Annotated in this window: 19 protein-coding genes and 2 pseudogenes; 11 read left to right on the top strand and 10 right to left on the bottom strand. The window is 41.2% G+C overall.

Annotated features, from left to right (window positions below):
• Positions 1-63: 63 nt before the first annotated feature.
• On the bottom strand, positions 64-393 hold the full coding sequence (locus IQ274_RS05685) for a hypothetical protein (protein WP_012410384.1): 330 nt from the start codon (positions 391-393) through the stop codon (positions 64-66).
• Between the two features lie 101 nt (positions 394-494).
• On the opposite strand from IQ274_RS05685, the gene aat reads away from it, so the two are divergent.
• From aat to IQ274_RS37245, 5 genes are all read left to right on the top strand, one after another.
• Complete coding sequence (gene aat / locus IQ274_RS05680; RefSeq protein ID WP_194141662.1) at positions 495-1,070, top strand: leucyl/phenylalanyl-tRNA--protein transferase; 576 nt, start codon at positions 495-497, stop codon at positions 1,068-1,070.
• Positions 1,071-1,110: 40 nt separating this feature from the next.
• Complete coding sequence (locus IQ274_RS05675; protein ID WP_163929923.1) at positions 1,111-1,725, top strand: hypothetical protein; 615 nt, start codon at positions 1,111-1,113, stop codon at positions 1,723-1,725.
• A gap of 75 nt (positions 1,726-1,800) precedes the next feature.
• Entirely contained in the window at positions 1,801-2,079 is a 279-nt protein-coding gene (locus tag IQ274_RS05670) for a BrnT family toxin (RefSeq protein WP_163929925.1), read from the top strand.
• Positions 2,042-2,320: a BrnA antitoxin family protein gene (locus IQ274_RS05665; protein ID WP_194141661.1), complete on the top strand. Its 279-nt coding sequence runs from the start codon at positions 2,042-2,044 to the stop codon at positions 2,318-2,320. The genes IQ274_RS05670 and IQ274_RS05665 overlap by 38 nt, the downstream gene beginning before the upstream one ends.
• A gap of 230 nt (positions 2,321-2,550) precedes the next feature.
• On the top strand, positions 2,551-2,634 hold the full coding sequence (locus IQ274_RS37245) for a DUF3368 domain-containing protein (RefSeq protein WP_243458463.1): 84 nt from the start codon (positions 2,551-2,553) through the stop codon (positions 2,632-2,634).
• 82 nt (positions 2,635-2,716) lie between these two features.
• Here IQ274_RS37245 and IQ274_RS05655 read toward each other — a convergent pair whose 3' ends face one another.
• From IQ274_RS05655 to IQ274_RS05645, 3 genes are all read right to left on the bottom strand, one after another.
• Positions 2,717-3,280 (bottom strand): Uma2 family endonuclease, encoded by a 564-nt coding sequence (locus tag IQ274_RS05655; RefSeq protein ID WP_194141660.1) that lies wholly within the window; start codon positions 3,278-3,280, stop codon positions 2,717-2,719.
• Between the two features lie 121 nt (positions 3,281-3,401).
• Positions 3,402-4,259, bottom strand: a complete 858-nt coding sequence (locus IQ274_RS05650; RefSeq protein ID WP_194141772.1) for a DUF3598 family protein — start codon at positions 4,257-4,259, stop codon at positions 3,402-3,404.
• A 172-nt stretch (positions 4,260-4,431) separates the two neighbouring features.
• Positions 4,432-5,334, bottom strand: a complete 903-nt coding sequence (locus IQ274_RS05645) for a cell division protein FtsX (RefSeq protein ID WP_194141659.1) — start codon at positions 5,332-5,334, stop codon at positions 4,432-4,434.
• Positions 5,335-5,495: 161 nt separating this feature from the next.
• On the opposite strand from IQ274_RS05645, the gene def reads away from it, so the two are divergent.
• Both def and IQ274_RS05635 read left to right on the top strand, forming a co-directional pair.
• On the top strand, positions 5,496-6,059 hold the full coding sequence (def, locus tag IQ274_RS05640) for a peptide deformylase (RefSeq protein WP_114081866.1): 564 nt from the start codon (positions 5,496-5,498) through the stop codon (positions 6,057-6,059).
• A gap of 10 nt (positions 6,060-6,069) precedes the next feature.
• A complete protein-coding gene (locus tag IQ274_RS05635) occupies positions 6,070-6,273 on the top strand; it encodes a hypothetical protein (RefSeq protein ID WP_163936482.1) in 204 nt (67 codons plus the stop codon).
• Positions 6,274-6,341: 68 nt separating this feature from the next.
• Here the strand turns inward: IQ274_RS05635 and IQ274_RS05630 are convergent.
• A pseudogene (locus IQ274_RS05630) lies at positions 6,342-6,778 on the bottom strand (WD40 repeat domain-containing protein); the annotation flags it as partial.
• A 391-nt stretch (positions 6,779-7,169) separates the two neighbouring features.
• Between IQ274_RS05630 and IQ274_RS05625 the strand changes: the two are divergent.
• From IQ274_RS05625 to IQ274_RS05615, 3 genes are read left to right on the top strand one after another with little or no spacing between them, the layout of a single operon-like run.
• Positions 7,170-7,982 (top strand): PD-(D/E)XK nuclease family protein, encoded by an 813-nt coding sequence (locus tag IQ274_RS05625; protein ID WP_194141658.1) that lies wholly within the window; start codon positions 7,170-7,172, stop codon positions 7,980-7,982.
• A 52-nt stretch (positions 7,983-8,034) separates the two neighbouring features.
• A complete protein-coding gene (locus IQ274_RS05620; protein ID WP_163936474.1) occupies positions 8,035-8,676 on the top strand; it encodes a GNAT family N-acetyltransferase in 642 nt (213 codons plus the stop codon).
• 3 nt (positions 8,677-8,679) lie between these two features.
• Positions 8,680-11,106, top strand: coding sequence for a single-stranded-DNA-specific exonuclease RecJ (locus tag IQ274_RS05615; RefSeq protein WP_194141657.1), 2,427 nt, complete (start codon positions 8,680-8,682; stop codon positions 11,104-11,106).
• A gap of 75 nt (positions 11,107-11,181) precedes the next feature.
• Here IQ274_RS05615 and IQ274_RS05610 read toward each other — a convergent pair whose 3' ends face one another.
• Positions 11,182-11,853: a pentapeptide repeat-containing protein gene (locus IQ274_RS05610; protein WP_163936468.1), complete on the bottom strand. Its 672-nt coding sequence runs from the start codon at positions 11,851-11,853 to the stop codon at positions 11,182-11,184.
• Between the two features lie 297 nt (positions 11,854-12,150).
• Positions 12,151-12,825 (bottom strand): cadmium resistance transporter, encoded by a 675-nt coding sequence (locus IQ274_RS05605; RefSeq protein WP_163936463.1) that lies wholly within the window; start codon positions 12,823-12,825, stop codon positions 12,151-12,153.
• A gap of 669 nt (positions 12,826-13,494) precedes the next feature.
• On the opposite strand from IQ274_RS05605, the gene IQ274_RS05600 reads away from it, so the two are divergent.
• Positions 13,495-13,932 carry a cyclic nucleotide-binding domain-containing protein gene (locus IQ274_RS05600; protein WP_114081859.1) on the top strand — a complete coding sequence of 146 codons (438 nt, stop codon included), beginning with the start codon at positions 13,495-13,497 and terminating at the stop codon, positions 13,930-13,932.
• A gap of 180 nt (positions 13,933-14,112) precedes the next feature.
• On the opposite strand, the gene IQ274_RS05595 is transcribed toward IQ274_RS05600, so the two are convergent.
• The 3 genes and pseudogenes from IQ274_RS05595 to IQ274_RS05585 form a co-directional block, all read right to left on the bottom strand.
• The gene (locus IQ274_RS05595; RefSeq protein ID WP_194141656.1) at positions 14,113-15,534 is read right to left on the bottom strand and encodes a cobyrinate a,c-diamide synthase; all 1,422 of its coding nucleotides are present in this window, start codon (positions 15,532-15,534) and stop codon (positions 14,113-14,115) included.
• A 36-nt stretch (positions 15,535-15,570) separates the two neighbouring features.
• Positions 15,571-16,188 (bottom strand): annotated as a pseudogene (locus tag IQ274_RS05590) (S-layer homology domain-containing protein); the annotation flags it as partial.
• A gap of 1,674 nt (positions 16,189-17,862) precedes the next feature.
• On the bottom strand, positions 17,863-18,576 hold the full coding sequence (locus IQ274_RS05585; RefSeq protein ID WP_163936458.1) for a conjugal transfer protein TrbI: 714 nt from the start codon (positions 18,574-18,576) through the stop codon (positions 17,863-17,865).
• Positions 18,577-18,740 lie beyond the last annotated feature (164 nt).

Genomic DNA, 18,740 nt, shown 5'->3' with positions numbered 1-18,740 from the left:
TCATTAGTCATTAGTCATTGGTAAAGAACAAATGACAAAGGACAAATGACAAATGACAAAATATTATTGACCACAACACTTATCAATTCCCAGACTTTCTAAGAGTAGATCGCTGACGGCGTTGGCGATCGCAAACTCTCCATAAAAGCTATTGGAAAAATCATACGACTGCATCTCTGTGACAATGGCAATTACCAGAGAACCAAGGTCATTTTCTCCTTCCATCCGTTGACGCACAAAAATTTGTGCGGCTCGTTGGGCAATATTTTGGTTTACTGCTTCGGGGATAAATTCTGTATCTAGCCACCGTTGTAAGCGTTCTCGTAACCATTCACCTTCGAGTAACGGATTCTCAGGCGGTGGTAGGGTGATGGGTGGGATTGGTTGAGTCATGTTTTTTAACGCAGAGGGACGCGGAGGGAAACGCAGAGGAACGCTGAGGTTGACTTCTAGCATCAAATTGCGTTTCTCTAGTGTTTTTTTTATATTTATTTATGCAATATGATATCGCCGCTATTGTTGAGGGCTATGCACAAGGCTATTTTCTCATGGCTGATGAACGCGATCGCCTGAGTTGGTACGGAAGTCGCGATCGGACTTTTATTCCTTTGGATGAGCGGTTTCGTTACCCCAAGTCTTTACAGCGCGTTCTGAATCAAGAACGGTTTACTGTGGCGATTAATCGGGACTTCCAAGCTGTGGTGGCTGGGTGTGCTGACAGAGAGACAACTTGGATTTCGCCGGAATTGGAAAAGATTTACTGGCTACTTTACCAAAGTGGTTATGCTTTTAGTTTTGAAACTTGGCAGGGTGACGAATTAGCTGGGGGAATTTTAGGGATTGTCATTGGCGGTGCTTTCATTGGAGAGTCGATGTTTTACCGCATTCCCGAAGGTTCAAAGGTAGCGATGGTAAAGTTGGTAGAAAGATTGCGTCAGAGGAAATTTGTATTTTTTGATGCCCAAATGATGAATCCGCATTTGGAGAGGTTTGGGGCTTATCGGGTTGGGGATGAAGAGTATCAAATGCTACTTAAGCAAGCGTTGCAACATCAGTGCTTATTGGTATAACATTTAACAGCATTTAATTTAAAAGCTTATAGAAAGTGGTATGAACTGGGATAAGTTAGAGTTCACCAATCACGAAAGATATTTTGAGATAGCTAGAGAGCATCTTCAAAAGTCACAGGAAACTGATTTTGACCTAAATGAGAAATTGGGCGTTAACTCCTCTACATATCAAGGGAAAAGCTTGAAGCCAGAAGATGCTGCCTATTTATTACAGAGCTTACAGTTAATTAACAAGTCGAATATTATTACAGTTGTTTTTAGCGCTCTGGTTGCTGAATCCTTTATCAACTACTATGCAATCAGTAAGGGTAAAGATGAAGTGTACTTGAGAAAATTTAAGACGAATAAAAATTTAGGATTGGGTGAAACAGTAGTTAAATGGATCAACATCCCACATGACATTAATGGAAATTTTGCTTTAACGACGGATTCTGCTGAGGTTCATAATCTCCAAAAACTTTTCGACGATAGAAATAAACTTGCTCATCACAAAGCTAGTATTCAAAATATAGCCAGCCTGGATTGGTCTAACATTCAAGATCCAAACTCAATTACACTTTTAGCTGCCCAGAATGCAAACCAATCCCTGGTAACATGTATCGAAGCTCTAAAGCGAGTTGATCAAAGTATTGATATTAACTGGCTCTCCAGTTAAAAACGGAGGATTTATCATTCATCTGAAATAAGCGATAATGGGCTTAACTGTTTATGTATTGTTCATTAAGCCTTCATGCAGTTTGAGTGGGACGAAACGAAGAATCTTGAAAATATTCGTAAACATCGAATTGATTTTGCAGATGTCCCCGGAATGTTTGACAATTCCATGCTGGTTGAGCTTGATGAGCGTTTTGATTATGGCGAAGATCGCTGGATCGGAATCGGCTTTCTAGGCAACGGTGTAGCGGTTGTCGTTTGGACAGAACGACAGAACAACATAGTCCGCATTATCTCAGCACGAAGGGCAAACCGATATGAGCGTCAACGACTTGAACAATACCTCACGTACTGATTGGGCTGCATTAGAGGCGATGACGGATGAGGATATTGATTACTCAGACATCCCACCTTTGAACGATAAGTTTTTTGAAAATGCCACACTGAGGATTCCCGCAAAACGAGCCAGTGACCTGATCCAGTTAGATCCAGAAGTGATAACGTGGTTTCGTGAACAAGGTGCAGAGTACAAAACACTGATTAACTCAGTTTTGCGCCGTTACATTGAAAACAATGGCGATCGGGACGCAGGCTAACAATAACTTTACAGCGAACAGTCTACCACTTATTTTTAAAATATAAGGTTGGGTAGAGGGATGGCGTTACCCAACAGATTTTTCCACTCACAATCTTAAACACTTCCACGATGAAAAGTGCGATCGCAATTTAACAAAATTACTGCACCGTAACCTAGTTTGAGGTTTCTTGGGCTACCATTTTGATTGAGGCGAAACACCAAAATCTCATAGTTGCTGTCAAACTGTTGATGGATGCCTTAATTACTACATCAGAGTTTAGAGTTTCTCCAGCCCTATACAATCAGATTTTAAATATGGTAAATGAAGTGTGATGTCTCATGAGATAGTGTGATCGCTAATTTATCTGGAAGAAGATAGCTTGAGATTATTGCTGAGGATATAGCAAAACTACAATCACTCCAACAACCAGCTAAATAAACCTTCTACTGTCAGGCTGAAATCTTTAGCAAATTCTGGCATTGGTAACTGTGTTCCTGGTTCTTCGTAAAAAGTTGTTGGTTTATCTGGCAAATAGACAAACACGGATTGTTCTTTAGGATCAATCAGCCATCCCATCTGAGTAATATTTTTAGTAACTTTAGTTTGACTTTGATCGGGAAATAGAATTTCAATTGTCCAATCTGGGGCAATTGAGAAGACGTTAGCAACCCCACCATTATCTTTACGGGGAATTCTGTCCCACATAAACACAGAAATGTCAGGCACAATTGAGCGATGCCTACGGCGGGCTACGCCTACGCCAAATGTACAGCGAAGCTCACAGAAAGCCCGTGCAATTTGTTTGGGTTTTACGACCAAGTTAATTGCAGGTACTAACTCGGTCTGAATTGCGCTGTGTTCTCCTTGCGGCATCGGTTTTTGAATGATACGCCCATCAATGTATTCACTGGCAGGTTCTGTTTCTGGCAGATCCAGAAATTCACTTAAAGTCAGGGGTTTAGCAGGGGTTTGTACCATTTAAGGTTTCCTTACGAGAGGTAAGTTGTACTACTGCTTGCTATTTGTTCTACAAATGGATCAAAAATTATAAAGTGTTGATCGAAATTATCGGAGATAAGCGATCGCACTCACAAATCCCTTACACCCTTTCTTCAGTAACTAATGTCAGACTAACCCATTCGCCTTTGTCGTTATAGCTGCGAATCATCCTCTGGCGCAGATTTGGCTGGATTAACCAACCTGCTTCCAGAAATAAGGGTTGTCGTAATTGTACCTTTAGAGGAGAAGTTGCAGAAGCGCCATCAGGTAACAATAATACTTGTACCTGTTTTTCTGGATCTTGGTCAAAGAGAACGATGGAACCTTTGATAGTAGCAGTTGAGGTAATTGTGCGTAGACGCGTTGGCGTAGCCTCTCGTAGAGAAGCGGCTTGTCGTGAGACATCGCCAAAAGAAGTACTTTGAATTAATCGCCCAGCATCATCAAGTTGTATTTTCAAAGTTGTAGAGTAAATATCAGGCGGACGCAAATCTCGATAGATTGTCATTGCTTGTCCTCGCCATTCTCCTAACAAGTCATTTATCTGCAAAGAGGGACGTTCTGCTACCGGGGTTCCAGCTAGATGTTCTCGAATGAGAGTTAGTCCATTTAAATGACCATTTTTATCAAACAGTTGTACCAGACGTAAGCGGCGATTTTCATGAACAAAAGCGAGTTCTCCACCAAATTCGGAAAATGACCCTAGCTGAATTAAACCTTCAGAAAATGAACCATTTTCAAAAAATAGCAGACCTCCTCCCACAGACCTAAATTCTCTGATTACATCATCCTTTCCCGAACGGCTCAGAGTTAGGCGCACTGTCTGGTTATTGTTTAAACCTTCTAGGGAAAGACGGCTAGGAGTATCGTTTAGAAGTGTACCTTCGGGAGAAAAATTGGTAAATGAACCTTCCCATACACCAAGATTTTGCAGAAAACCTTCCCATTGCGATTTCATAAAGATTTGTCCTTTGTCATTTGTCATTGGTCATTTAATTAGCCTTGTTAAGTTGATATGTAGGATTAATTTCATATTCGTTCAATCCCAAACTTCAGTTGTTCTTTTAAAATTTTCAAAATTTTAAGTTAAAAGGTCGAAGTTCCGAGTTCAAATGACAAAGGACAAATGACTATCCTTTAGCAAAACTTCGGACTGCAAATAAGCTTCCCATTAATCCTACAGCTGCACCGAAACTCAAAAGAATCAAGGGTAATAGTAAAACTTGGGCTGGAGTGAGTTGCACACCATTGCTGATAACTTGAATAAACTCAGGTTGATTGGCTAGCAATTTACTAAGAAACTGTTGAATCACAGAAATGAAACTCCAAGCGATCGCACCACCAACTAAACCAAAAGCAATTCCTTGTAAAATAAACGGCAGGTAAATCCAAGCTGAGGTTGCTCCCACTAGTTGCATAATTTCAATTTCTTGCCGTCGCGCCATCACAATCAACCGAATTGTGGTTGTAGTCACTGCGATCGCTGTTAGGGTCAGAATAATTGTAATTGTTAAAGTAATCCAGTTCAGCCCTCGGTGCAACTGGGCAATGCGTTTAACTGCTTCATCGATATACTCCACCGTCTCAACTCCTGGCAACTTAGCCAGTTGCGTTGCTAAAGTTGGTACAACTTGAGAATTACGCGCTTTCACCTTCATCTCGTCAACCAAGGGATTCTCACCTAGCTGCTGGGTAGCACCCTCAATATCAGAAATTCTCATTTCCTTAACTAACTTAGTCCAAGCTTGCTCTTTGGTAATGGTTTGCATCGCTGCAACCTCTGGCATTTTTGCGATCAGTGGCTCAATATTTTCGGCCCGTGCATCCGGTTCAAGATAAACTGATACTTCTAGCTGACTACCGAACTGATAGAGTAGTTTTTCGACTTGCCAAGAGGTTTGCAAACTCAAACCAAATAAAAACAGTAACACTGTCACAGTACTTACAGCTGCCCAATTCATCCAACCTCCCCGCAGCAAACCGAGGAAAGTTTCTTTAAGCAGATAGTCTAGTTTCGTAAAAGATTTCAACACACATCACCCCAGCCAATAATTCGTAATTCGTAATTCGTAATTCGTAATTTATAATTCATCATTCATCATTCAGCACTCCCGATTCCCAATTCCCCACTCCTCATTCCCCAACTTGATAGAATGAAAATAGTAAGAATTTTCACCACTAGCCATTGAGACTCATGCCTTCTGAAATTGCTGTAGAGAAAAAAAAGTTAAAAAATCCACCTTTGGAGCTTCATTATTTAGGCGATCGCGTGCTGCGTCAAGCTGCAAAGCGGGTTTCTAAAGTAGATGACGAACTTCGCCGGATGGTGCGGGAAATGCTGCAAACTATGTACAGCAAAGATGGCATTGGTTTGGCTGCCCCCCAAGTGGGAATTCACAAACAACTAATTGTCATCGACCTGGAACCAGAGAACGCAGCTAATCCGCCTTTGGTGTTGATTAACCCCACCATTAAACAAGTCAGCCGTGACATCTCTGTTGCCGAAGAAGGATGCTTAAGCATTCCTAACGTATATCTAGACGTAAAGCGTCCTGAAGTCGTGGAGATAGCCTATAAAGACGAATATGGTCGTCCTCGAACATTAAAGGCTAATGCCCTTTTAGGACGCTGCATTCAGCACGAGATGGATCACCTCAACGGTGTGGTATTTGTAGACCGTGTAGAAAACTCCTTGACTTTAGCCCAGGAGCTATCTAAAAATGGCTTCTCGTATCAAGCGGTGAAACCAATAGCATAGGGGGCTAGTAGTGTATTTAACTCCAAAAAGCAGTTTATTTCTGGGTGGTTCTTGTGTAAGTGCGATCGCAGCTGTTGGTTCGATTTTTGAACTCAGTTACGGACAACCAGATTTGGGTTTCCAAGTCACGGCGATTATCCTCGCATTGAGCATTCCACTCACCGGATTCTTTTTCTTTGCCGCAGTGAAGGACGCAAGGGCTAACATGAAATAAGCATCAGGTACATAAAAAAGGTAAAAGGATGAAGGAAAAGGCAAAATTCATTCTTTTACCTTTTATTTTTACTCTGGATCTTCCACTGCCCCTAAAGCTTTCAGCGTTACTACCTGTGCTGCGGTTAACCTTGTCACGCCGGTGATATTCATTCCTTCGTAAGGTTTTGGCGATGTCTACGACGGGTGGTTCCTGAGCGTAGCCGTAAATAGCTACGCTTAGGGCGCAGCCTCTCGTAGAGAAGAGCTAGCCTACGCAGTGTTTTTAGGCACTCACCTGTCAATACATCTCAAACTTTAATTGTCTCATCTTGGCTACCACAAATTAGGGTTTGACCATCGGGACTAAAGGCAACTGACCTGACTGTATTGGTATTTCCCTGTAAACTTTTAAAGCATTTTCATGTGTGGAGATCCCATAAATTTACTGTTTGGTCTTCACTGCCACTAGCTAAAATTTGACCATCGGAACTGAAGGCAACTGATTTTACCGAACCGTTATGTCCAGTACAAGTAAATGGCTTATAAATAGCCTAATATCCCCAGTAGTAACTTCGTGATAAACCTGTTCAATTAATCGGTCAGTCATGTATTTCATCACCACAGACTGGAGAGTGAAAATGCAATTTTTTGTTCAATTAGCGAGTGCTTCAAGTACTTCCCTTTTGGGCAATGGACGCACAATATCATCTAGCAATTCTTCTAGGGAAATTAACTCGCGCTTGATTGCTTGGCTCCATCAAGTCCCAAGGAAAAACGAGACATTCTAATCACCAAGATGAGGCAGATGATGAAGAGTTGAAATAACAGATATGAGAACTATAGCAGTTATTGTTTGGGTGTCAACTTAGAGCTAGGGCGGAGGTCATTCGCCCTTTTAACTTCTAAAATAGAAGAATGCTGTTAACTCCTACTCAACTACTGCGACTGTCTCAAGGACAACTCAACTTACTAGAAGCTTGTCCGCGTAAATTTCAACATACCTATTTAGAAAAACTCAATTCGCCCTCAAATCCAGAACAAGAAGAACGGCAAACTTTGGGTAGTCGTTTTCACTTGCTAATGCAGCAGCGAGAAATGGGTTTGCCAATTGATAGTTTCCTGCAAGCAGATGCTAAACTCCAAAGCTGGATGCTAGGTTTTGCTGATGCAGCACCTGAAATTTTAACGGCTGCGTCTGATAATCAAACTTTCCGTGAAAGTGAACACTACCGCACCCTACAAGTTCAGGATTATTTACTGACGGTTGTCTATGATTTATTGATTGCAGATAACCAACAAGCGCAAATTCTCGACTGGAAAACTTATCCTAAACCACCCAATAAACGCGAGTTAGAGTCCAACTGGCAAACACGGCTTTATCTCTATGTATTGGCAGAAACTAGCGATTATTCGCCAGAAAATATTTCCATGACTTACTGGTTTGTCCAATCTGAGGGTAAGCCGCAAAATATTAAATTTAATTACAATACTGTTCAACACACAAAAATAGCAAAGGAACTTAATCAACTGTTAAGCCAGTTAACTAATTGGCTGGAAGATTACCAAAATAACCAGCAGTTTCCTCAAGTGGCGGAGGGTAGCAAAACTTGTGATTATTGTCAGTTTGCCAAACGGTGCGATCGCACGCAAGTTTCTGAAGAAGCAGTGAAAGACTCATTGCCAAATTTTGACAGCATTCAAGAAGTCTCACTCAACCCCATATATTAAAGGATGTTGTCAAGTCCAATAGGGATATAAAAAAATCACAACTTCTAAATTTATGTCAACTTTTGACGAAACTGAAGCCATTTATGTCCGCGAATTAGGAATTGATGACATTGCTCCCGTTTACCACTTGGGAGAAGGGTTATTTACCAGTGATTTATATCCTTATTTATACCGCACATGGGATGAATGGGAGGTGATTGGACTTTACAACACCGATCCTGAATATTGTCTTGTGGCCGAAACAGACGGAGAATTAGCCGGATTCATTTTGGGAACTATCATCACCAAAGCATCCTGGACTTATGGATATATTTTATGGTTGGGAGTTAGTCCGAAGTATCAGCGTCGGGGAGTAGCAGATAAGTTGGTTGATAAAGTCGTCGCCCGGATGATTGAAGATGGGGCGCGGTTTATGCTGGTAGATACCGATCCCACCAATACTTCAGCCTTAAAGTTTTTTAACCGCAAGGGTTTTGGTAATACTCGCCAGCATATTTTCTTGTCGATGAATTTAAGCAAGCATGAATATTATGGCAGATTAATTGATTACGAACACCAAAAAGCTGAAAGAGCAGGTTACAAGCGATCGCGTCCGGCAATTCGTGCCCGTAAAGCTGAGAGCGTCGCTAATGAAGTAATTCTTAATCCCCTAGCAGGTGAATCTCAAACAACTGAGGATCAATCCCCGATTTAAACAATGCCAGAACAACAGCAGTGGACTATAACAGCAACCGAACAACCCCCGGAGTGGTTCATCCAAGCGGTGAAACAGTATACGCCCCTATCAAGTGGAATATATGCAGCACAATTGTTGTGGCAACGGGGAATTAAAGATCATCAACAATTAACAGCTTTTATTAACTATAAAGCTTATCAACCAGCAAGTCCCTTTGAGTTTGGGCAAGAAATGGACTTAGCGATCGAACGGTTGCAACAAGCATATAACGCCAAAGAAAAAATTGCTATTTGGGGAGATTTTGATGCTGATGGGATTACTGCTACATCTGTACTTTGGGATGGATTAGGGCAATTTTTTAAACAAAATACTCAGTTAATTTTCTATATTCCCAATCGCCTGAAAGAATCTCATGGTCTCAATAATCAAGGGATTGATAACTTAGCAAAACAAGGTTGTAAATTAATTGTTACTTGCGATACTGGCAGCACAAATATTGAGGAAATTATCTACGCTAAACAGCTAGGCATAGATGTAATAGTTACAGACCATCATACTTTACCAACTGAACGCCCACCCGTCGCAGCAATTATCAATCCCCGCTATTTTTCAAGAGAACATCAGCTATTTAATCTTTCTGGGGTAGCGGTAGCTTATAAGTTGGTGGAGGCACTATATCAAAGTCTGCCTAATGTTGCAAAACATCCGTTAGAGGATTTATTAGATTTAGTAGCAGTAGGATTAATTGCCGACTTAGTGCAGTTAAGTGGAGATTGTCGTTATTTGGCGCAGTTGGGAATTCAACGACTACAAGAAGATTTTAAACAGCTACCAGCAGCGCGTCGTCGTCCGGGAGTGGGGCGATTATTAGAATTGTGCCAGAAAAGTGGCGATCGCCCCACAGATATTTCCTTTGGTTTGGGCCCAAGAATTAACGCCGTTAGCCGCATCCAAGGTGATGCCAGTTTTTGCGTTGAATTATTAACCAGTCGAGATGTCAAACGTTGTAACGAATTAGCCGAAGTTACAGAACTCGCAAACACCAGACGCAAATCTTTGCAAAAAGATGTACAAGCGCAAGTAGCACAAAAACTTACTCAATTAGACTTATCAACCACCAGCGTCATCGTCCTAGAAGATGCCCAATGGCCTGCGGGTGTGTTGGGCTTAGTTGCCGGACAAGTAGCACAAGAAACGGGTCGCCCGACTATTTTATTAAGTACAGAGGGACTGGGGACTGGAGACTGGGAACTGGGGACTGGGGAGGAATTTTCCCAATCCCCAATCCCTAATCCCCAATCCCTCGCTCGTGGTTCCGCCCGTTCGGTGAATTCTGTAGATTTATACCAACTGGTAAAAGACCAAGCACATTTGTTACATCGCTTTGGCGGACATCCCTTTGCAGCTGGGTTGAGTTTGTTAGTAGAGAATATTCCTTTATTTACAGCAGCGATTAATCAGCAGTTGCGGCAATCTTTAGGTAGTACAACCCTAACGCCAACAGTGCAAGCAGACTTGACGGTGACAGTTGCAGACTTGGGGAAAGAGTTATTTTTAGAACTGAAAGTGCTAGAACCTTGTGGAATGGGTAATCCTGTTCCGAAGTTGCTAATTCAAAACTGTTGGTTTGAAAATGCCTGGCATCGTAATCAGCAGGATTGGCAAGGGAAGAAGGTACAGTACATTAAAACTGAGTTTGATATTCGGGATGATTCCGGCAGAAGTGCTTTTCCTGGCTTATGGTGGGGACACTACAAAGATGAATTGCCCATAGGAAGGTGTGATTGCATAGCTGAATTAGACTACAACACCTTTAAAAAACGTTATGAAATCAGATTAATTGCCGTGCGTCCAAGTGTTAACTCAGCACTGAACACTCAACACTCACCACTCATCTTAGACTTACGGAATCAGGAATATTCACAGGCTAGGGCTAACACAACTCAAGACTTAGCGTTGATTCTTGAAGATTGTCCCACGAGTTGGGATAATTTACGCCTATGGTTGCGGCGATGTTTAGCGATAAGCCGCTCCGCATCTACGCTTTCCAATCAACAACAATTAGCGATCGCTTGGTCTAAACCCAAACACCAACCACCCAATCAAATTTGGCTGACTCTTGTCGGAATTGCCAAATACCTCAGCCGCACAAATCAACCAGTTACCCGCGTCCAACTTTTAGAGAAAATCGGCATCAGCGACCAAACTTTACTTGTAGGAATTAAAGCTTTAAAACATTTAGGATTCACAGTCAAACGACAAGACAATTATTTACAAATTACTTGGCATCCGAGTGATAGAGCAGAAAACCTTGCTGATGAAGCAGTGGCACGATTTTTAGCTACTGTCCGAGAAGAACAATTTCAGCAACAGTATTTTGCTGACGTGCCTTTATCTACTATTGTGGCGATCGCAAATTCCGACAATTATATGAGTACAAATCTTTAAAAATAAAAGCCTGTATTCATTACTGAATCAGGCTTTTGAGGGTTTTTATTAAATTTACTCAGAACTTCAGTTTAATTACTGAACAGTGAATCCTTCAGGTCTGATAGCACCTTCCAAATCAACCCCCATCAGGTTAACCCCCTGGATGTTTGCATTTGTGAGATTTGTCTTTTCCAAGTCTGCGCCCTGTAGGTTAGCCATTTGCAGATTTGCTCCCAACAGGTTGGCTTTTTCTAAGTCTGCATCAAATAGGTTTGCTCCTAACAGGTTTGCTCCCAAAAGGTTTACCTTACCTAAATCTGCTCCTTGAAAGTTTGCCCCTTTTAAGTTTGTTTGCTGTAGGTTAGCCCTTTCTAAGTCTGCATTTTGTAAGTTAGCACCCTCCAAATTTGCCGCTTGCAGGTTTGCATCCTTAAGCATTGCTCCAGTTAGGTTACATCCGACACATTCATTGGTTTGTAATAAATGTCTAACATTTGTTGCTACAGACACAACTGGAGGTATAACTGGGGAAGTTACAGATTCCATTGGCGATGTAACCGGAGGTATGACTGGAGCTAGTTCAGACTCCATTGGCGATGTAACCGGAGATGTGACTGGAGCTAATTCAGACTCAGTAGGTATGGATGTTGTTAATGTTTGAGCTTTAACTGCTTGCTGGTCAAGGAGCGAAAATCCTGCTACAAGTACCAGAAATACTACTGTTACTATCCACCGAGTTAATTTTTTAGAATTTGATTGATTCATGAGTTCCTTTCTGTGATTATTCGTAGTAGTGGGTTTGCTTTTATAAGAGCCATCAATAATGTGCTTTATTCTCACTTTAGATAAATTGATTGATAACATCAAATATTATTTTGATTCTAATTGATAAATTTAAGTGATTAAAAAATCTTTGTGGATGGGAAACGATCAGGTGATTAGTTTGGTTGTGTTAGGGAATAGCACCCATCTCCGTAGGCGTAGCCCGCATTTCAACAAAGCTCAGTGACCATCGTAGAAATCGCATTCCCAAGTAACAAGTTTTCAGTTCGGGTGTAATTCCTAATTAGAAAGCATTGCCAGACTAGGTAACAGTCGATATGATTCACTTTTAATTAAGATAGAGAGTCCCAGGTAAATTAAGACAAATGGGAAGACTTTCCGGCCGAAGCGGGTTAAAATGGGGGTCATCAGAGGATTACGAGTCAGGTTGTAAGAGAGTAAACACCACGCCCCAATACTGAAATAACAAACACACAAAATCACACTCAAACTTGGAAGATTGCTACTAGCAAACAACGGTACATAGATCCCAATGTTGTTTCCTCCATTGGCAATGGTGACAGCAGAAACGCGGTAGGTTTGAGGATCGCGGATGGTTGCTAATAATGATTTATTCTGGCGTTCAGATTTGACAGGAGAGTTTAACTCAACCGACACAGCTTGCACTGTCTCTCCTTCCTCTTCTCGACTGATGAAATTACTGATACCAATAGCAATGGGAAGCAAACCTAGTAATCCAATCCAGGTGCTAGGAATCACAAGACCACCGAAGAAACCAGGGAGACTAGCGCACACTAAGGTAGTAAATCCCAGAAATTCACCGATAATAATATGCTTTGGACGAAAGCTGCGATTGACTTTTCCAAAAAAAGCTGTCAAATATAAATTGTCGTCAAAGGTAGTTGCAAAAGCGACAGATATCCCAATAAATAATGTACTAATTAGCCAACTCATAATTGTTGCTCACGATATTCAATGCTGTTTGTTCTAGTCTTTCTCTGCTCTTCGCTGTGAGGGCAGATAAGGAGATTTTGTGACTGTTTTACCTAACGACAACCGATTGAGGTTCGCTAGTCATCAGCCAGTTTCCCGGTTTTTAGAAGCGATTGCCTCTAATCAAATTGGTGATTTTTTCCTCAGCAAGGTACCTTGGGAGCTCATGAAGTCAATATTATGGCTTGCAACCATATAAGAGCAAATACTCTTGTTTTTTAAAACGATAAATAAAGGTGATTGATAAACAGTCTGTTTTATAGGTGTTGCTTTAGCGGGGCTGGCAAGGTTTTTAACAAAACTACTTTCCCCTAGACTGGCAGTTGGTTAAGCTTCATACTGAGTTACTATCTGAGAAGTTTAAGAGCGTAGTTTACCGCCGTAGGCATCGCTCCTATTGAACAAGAGGCAAGGTAGCAGGACTCAGACTCATGTTCCCCCCTTCGTTTCACGGCAGGATGAAGAAGTCATTTCCCCCTGCTCCTTTCCCCCTCCTGCCTCCTCTATCAAAGACAGACTAAAGTTTGAGATATTCTTGGCGGCTAGCGTTAAACATCGGTTAATATGACTAATTGCGCTCTGCCTTCAGGTTTAAAATTTACAGTAATGTTTTATGTTTAACTTGTAATTATGCTAACCAGTGTTGACCGTTTATTATTTGTCCGGCGAGTCCCGATTTTTAAGGAATTGCGGGATGATTTTATTGTGCGGCTCACTTCAGTGATGAACGAACTGTCATTTCCAGCTAATTACACCATCTTTCGCCAAGGAGAAGAAGGGCGATCGCTTTATATTGTCGTGTCAGGTCGGGTTAAGGTTCACATCGGCAATAAAATGCTTGCAGAGGTGGAACAGGGAAAATATTTTGGTGAGATGGCAGTATTTGATACTCAACCTCGTTCTGCCACTGCAACAACTTTGGAACCTTGCGAATTTTTGGAACTGACGCAAGAGCAATTGTATGATGCGATCGAAGAAACTCCTGAAATTGCGGTGAATATCATTCGTGAGTTATCCCGTCTGATTCGTAAGTTAAATGACGATATGAATTTATCGAACTCACGTTGAATTAAACCCAAAACCTCCTACCACAGTCAATTCACTCCGTCGAACTCACGTTGTCTGAAGATGCGCTAAATCATATTTAAGTGCAAGAGAGAATAACGAACCGCATAGACGCGGAGCGGCTTCCCGCAGGGTAGGACGCAAAGGACACAAAGAAAGAAGTTAAAAGGGTTTAGCGCAACCTCACAAAGAAATGGTATAAGTTCTACATTCTTTAAGAAACTGTTCGGGAATTTCTCTACTTTCTCCCCAATGCAAATGCACATAAGAAGCATGAACATTTGCAGGAAAACCCCATCCCTCGCATCCCATATTTTCATCACAATCGTAGCGAGAAGTTTCAAATAGGGGCTTAGTGGGAGTTAAGGTTAAATGGGAACGATGAAATTCATGTCCGTGAACAGCTGTACCTGCCTTCACTAACAGATTATCTTGCAAAGCTACTGCACGACGATAGCCCAAAGTTAAACGCCCACCCATGACAGCAGATGTTGGTAAAACTCCCGTCATCGCCCAAGATTTACCCTCAAAATCGATAATTTGCTCACATAAATACATTAATCCTCCGCATTCAGCGATCGCAGGCATTCCTTCCAGAATTGCTGTTTTCACTCCATCACGAACGCTGGTATTTTCTGCTAGTTGCTGGGCAAAAACTTCTGGGAAACCTCCGCCAAAATACATTCCCTGGACATCTTTTGGTATTGCAGCATCTTTTAACGGACTCCAAAAAACCAGTTCTGCACCAAGTTGTTGCAGCAAATCGAGATTGTCTTGGTAATAAAAATTAAAAGCGCGATCGCGGGCAACTGCAATTCTGATGGAGGAGGGAAAATGAGGCAGATTAGGGGGAGGAGGGAGAGGTTGTGATTTGAACAGGGGCAATAAGTTTTGCCAATCGAAGCAAGTATCTCCTAAATCGGCGAGGCGATCAATTAAAGCATTGAGTTCGGGAAGTTCTGCTGTGGGTACTAAACCCAAATGGCGATCAGGAATTGTGATGTTATCTTGACGGCGCAGCACGCCAAGAATAGGTAATTCTAAGGGCTTTAGGGCATCTTTGAGGAGAGAGAGGTGGCGATCGCTTCCTACGCGGTTTAATACTACCCCAGCTATTTTAATTCGGGGGTCAATAGATTGGTAGCCGTGAGCGATCGCAGCGACAGAACCAGACAAGCGACTGCAATCAATCACCAACACCACGGGTAAATCTAAAAGCCGTGCAATGTGTGCCGTACTTGCAAAATCATTAATTTGTCCTTTGTCATTAGTCATTAGTCCTTTGTCTTCTGCAAATGACAAATGACTATTGACCAATGGCGAAATTCCATCAAATAATCCCATTACCCCTTCTACTAGGGAATATTCAGTCAGTTGACTATGACGGGCAAAACATTGCTGAACGTAGGTTTCTGAAGTCAACACTGGGTCTAAGTTGCGACAAGGACGACCAGTTACGTGTTGATGAAACATCGGATCGATGTAGTCTGGGCCTACCTTGAAAGATTGCACCAAGCGATCGCGACGACGTAAAGATGCTAAAAGGGTAAGCGTGACTGTTGTCTTGCCCACCCCACTACGTTCTCCAGCAATGATTATAGACATGGATAATTGTTGATTAGGCAGTTAATTGCTGAAGTTTGACACGACATAAGGGGAGTTAATTGCTGAGGCTTGGTTAGAACTAACCAGTGCTTGGTAGATAAAAGCTGCTACCTGGGCGCGAGTAGCGGTTGCGGTTGGATTCAGGGATTTCACATTAGGATAGTTCACCACAATTTGCTTTTGGGTTGCAGCTGCGATCGGGCTACGGGCATAGTTAGCGATGTTAGAGGCATCGTTAAAATATTTCAGAGTTTTTTCGGTATTGCCACCAGAAGTATATCCCAGACCGTTGGCGAGGGAAACTAAAACCTGCTGGCGGGGAATAGCCTGGTTAGGTTGAAAACGATTATTGGGATATCCAGATAAAAAACCAATGGTATAAGCTTGCTCAATCGCACTGTATGCCCAATAGTTACTAGGCACGTCAGCAAAATTGGTCGCCTGCCTCTGCTGTGATTTAGGGAAAGCTTTGTTGACCATAGCAGCAAATTGAGCGCGTGTTACCGGTTCTTCAGGGCGGAACCTACCATCAGGAAATCCAGCAATTACGCCTCGCTGTGACAATTGTTGAATAAATTGTGCTGCCCAATAGTTAGATGAAACATCAGAAAAAGCAATTTGAGCTAAAGATAGCGGGGAGCATCCTGCTTGGATTGGTTTCCCTTGTAAACTATAAGTTACTGACTCACAAACAAAACCTGCGGAGTTAGACTCTACATAAATCCGTGTTGGTGGATTTTGTTTATCTAGCCGCAATTTCCAATCATTAGATATTTTTTCGAGAGTAGGATATTTTTTTAAAACCTGTGAATCTGCAACAATATCGTGAGTTCCCTTAACACTTATTTTAGAAGCATTCAAGTATATATTGTAATCATAAACAACGTTTTTATTTTTATTGTTACTATTAATATCTTTGCCAGGGAAAGCATATAAAATATTGTTTAAAATCCTGACATCCGATGATACATTAGCAAATATTTGCCCATCTTTAATTTCCGGACTTTGATTATTTAAAATAGCAGTGTTATTTACAATATCAACATGATCGCTTAAAAATGTATGAATACCTGAGCCACCATTATTAAATGTCAGATTGTTTTTAACTAAAGTGCGTCCTTGATATGCACCCAATTTTGAGTTATTCTGATCGTTTCTTGTAGTATCAATAATAATACCATTCCCATCTGTGATCTTTCCAACTGCAATCCAAGGGATGTACATACGATTGTTGTAAGCCTTGTTGTTGGTAACAAACATTTTGTATCCCTGGTTTTTGTCAGAATTCCAATTACTCAACATTGAAATACCACTACAACCATAAACACTATACCAGGCATTATTGAAAACTACGTTATTGTCTACTGTCACATAATCTGATTGAATCGCTGAAATACCTGCTCCTCCACAGTCATGCACTTTATTATTCAGAATACGGATATGATGAACATGACCACTGGTTCGTCCGTCAATGTTGATGCAGTTTCCATTTGTGAGTGGGTTTAGTTTGTTAGTCTTCTGACTCATTGCATAATCAAGAGTTATATTGGCATTATTCCCTATAACCTCCAGTCCGTTGATCTCAATATATGAAGCTCCACTTGAAATCAGAACACCGTTCCATGTATTGTGCTGAATTTTTGGTAAATGTCCAGGATATGCTTTATACCTAATCCATGCATTTGCAGTTCCAGAACGTTTAATACTTACTACACTCAAAGCTTTGGCTACATTTTTGTAGACTCCATTCATAATCAATACTGTATCACCAGGGTTGGTAAGGTCCGCTGCTTTCTGAATTGTCCTAAATGCGGATGAAGTAGAAAGTCCGCTATTTTTGTCGTTTCCATTACCACTAACATAGTATATTTTCGGTGTTGAATTCGCGCTAATTAGCTTGTTGCTGGATAGGCTAATTTCGTTGTTAGTGGATATCTGAGGGGCGTTTTCAACTAAAGATACTTTTATCTTTTCTCCCTGAGTCAAAAGAATTAACACCACGGGAATTACAAGAGATGTGCTTAAAATGAAACCTTTATTTACCATAATAAAATGCTCTTTTATACACTACTTGAGAAAAATATCAGGATATTAGGTAATTTTGAATACTCTTTTAGATAGAGATGACTTTCCTATCTCTTTCCTTCAATAGCATACTTCAATAAGTATTCCAATAAATATCGATGGTGATGAAGACGATATAGAGATATGATAGTTGCTGTTAAATAGAATTTTTTAGGTACAAAAATGAAGGCGATCGCACACTCTAGTTAAAGTGGCGATCGCCTATAAGGGGTGATTAAAGTCACGACTTGAATACAGTTAAATCTAGTAGCGTGAGCGTGGTACTAAATTCAAATTAGAATTCAGTGTGAGCCTTAAATCTTGTGCGGGTCTGATGACAAACAAATTTGCTTCTTTTTTCCGCAATAGGACACTCGCACCTGCACCCGCAGCCGCACCAATAACAGGTTTTAAATCATCAATTCTGTTGTTACCAGTAATTAGTGAACCTAAAAGACCAGCACCTCCACCAATAGCTGCATCAGTTAAAACCTGACCAGTGCTAGGCCCTTGTGAAACTTTTTGAGTTGTGGTGTATGTCCGAGAAGTTGCATTAATCGACTGACGCTGACCATTAGAAAATTCTAATTCTTGAGCGACAAACCGCACGCCTTTTCCTTGGTTATCATCTGTATTTCTTGAATAATTATCTAAGTCAACAGATTCTAGCCGCCCATTTACTTTAGTTCCAGCAGGAATTAAGACATTTCTATTTCTGTCGATAATGTCATTGGCTATTCTCAAGGTTATAGATTTACTTTCCCCAGGAGCAATAGTAATAGTCTCTTTCTCGTAGGTGACAGGAAAAGCAACCCCAGAAGGAATGGTAACGTTTCCATATTGAGTATTTCTGTCTTGCCCAATTCTATATTGTGCATTGGCAGGAGCCAAGCTTAATAGGGGGCTAGCGACGCTTGCGGTAACGGCTATTGCCATTAGTGCAGCAGTTCTAGATTTCCATTGATGTGAGCGAGCCATAAGAGGGTTGTCCTTTGTGTATGTGATGTATTTAATGACGGTGATTTACTGAGTTTGTTTCTGACTGTTTTTAAACCTGTCTATAAGCGTATTCCGAAGATAAAAGCACTTATGATTATGGGAGTCTGTGCGATCGCAACTCTGAATTAGTATCCTGCTAATGT

Origin of the sequence: Nostoc sp. LEGE 12447, from assembly GCF_015206985.1 — a bacterium.
Lineage (GTDB): Bacteria > Cyanobacteriota > Cyanobacteriia > Cyanobacteriales > Nostocaceae > Nostoc.
Note: the sequence above shows the minus strand (reverse complement) of the source record. Positions and strands in the feature narration are given on the sequence as shown.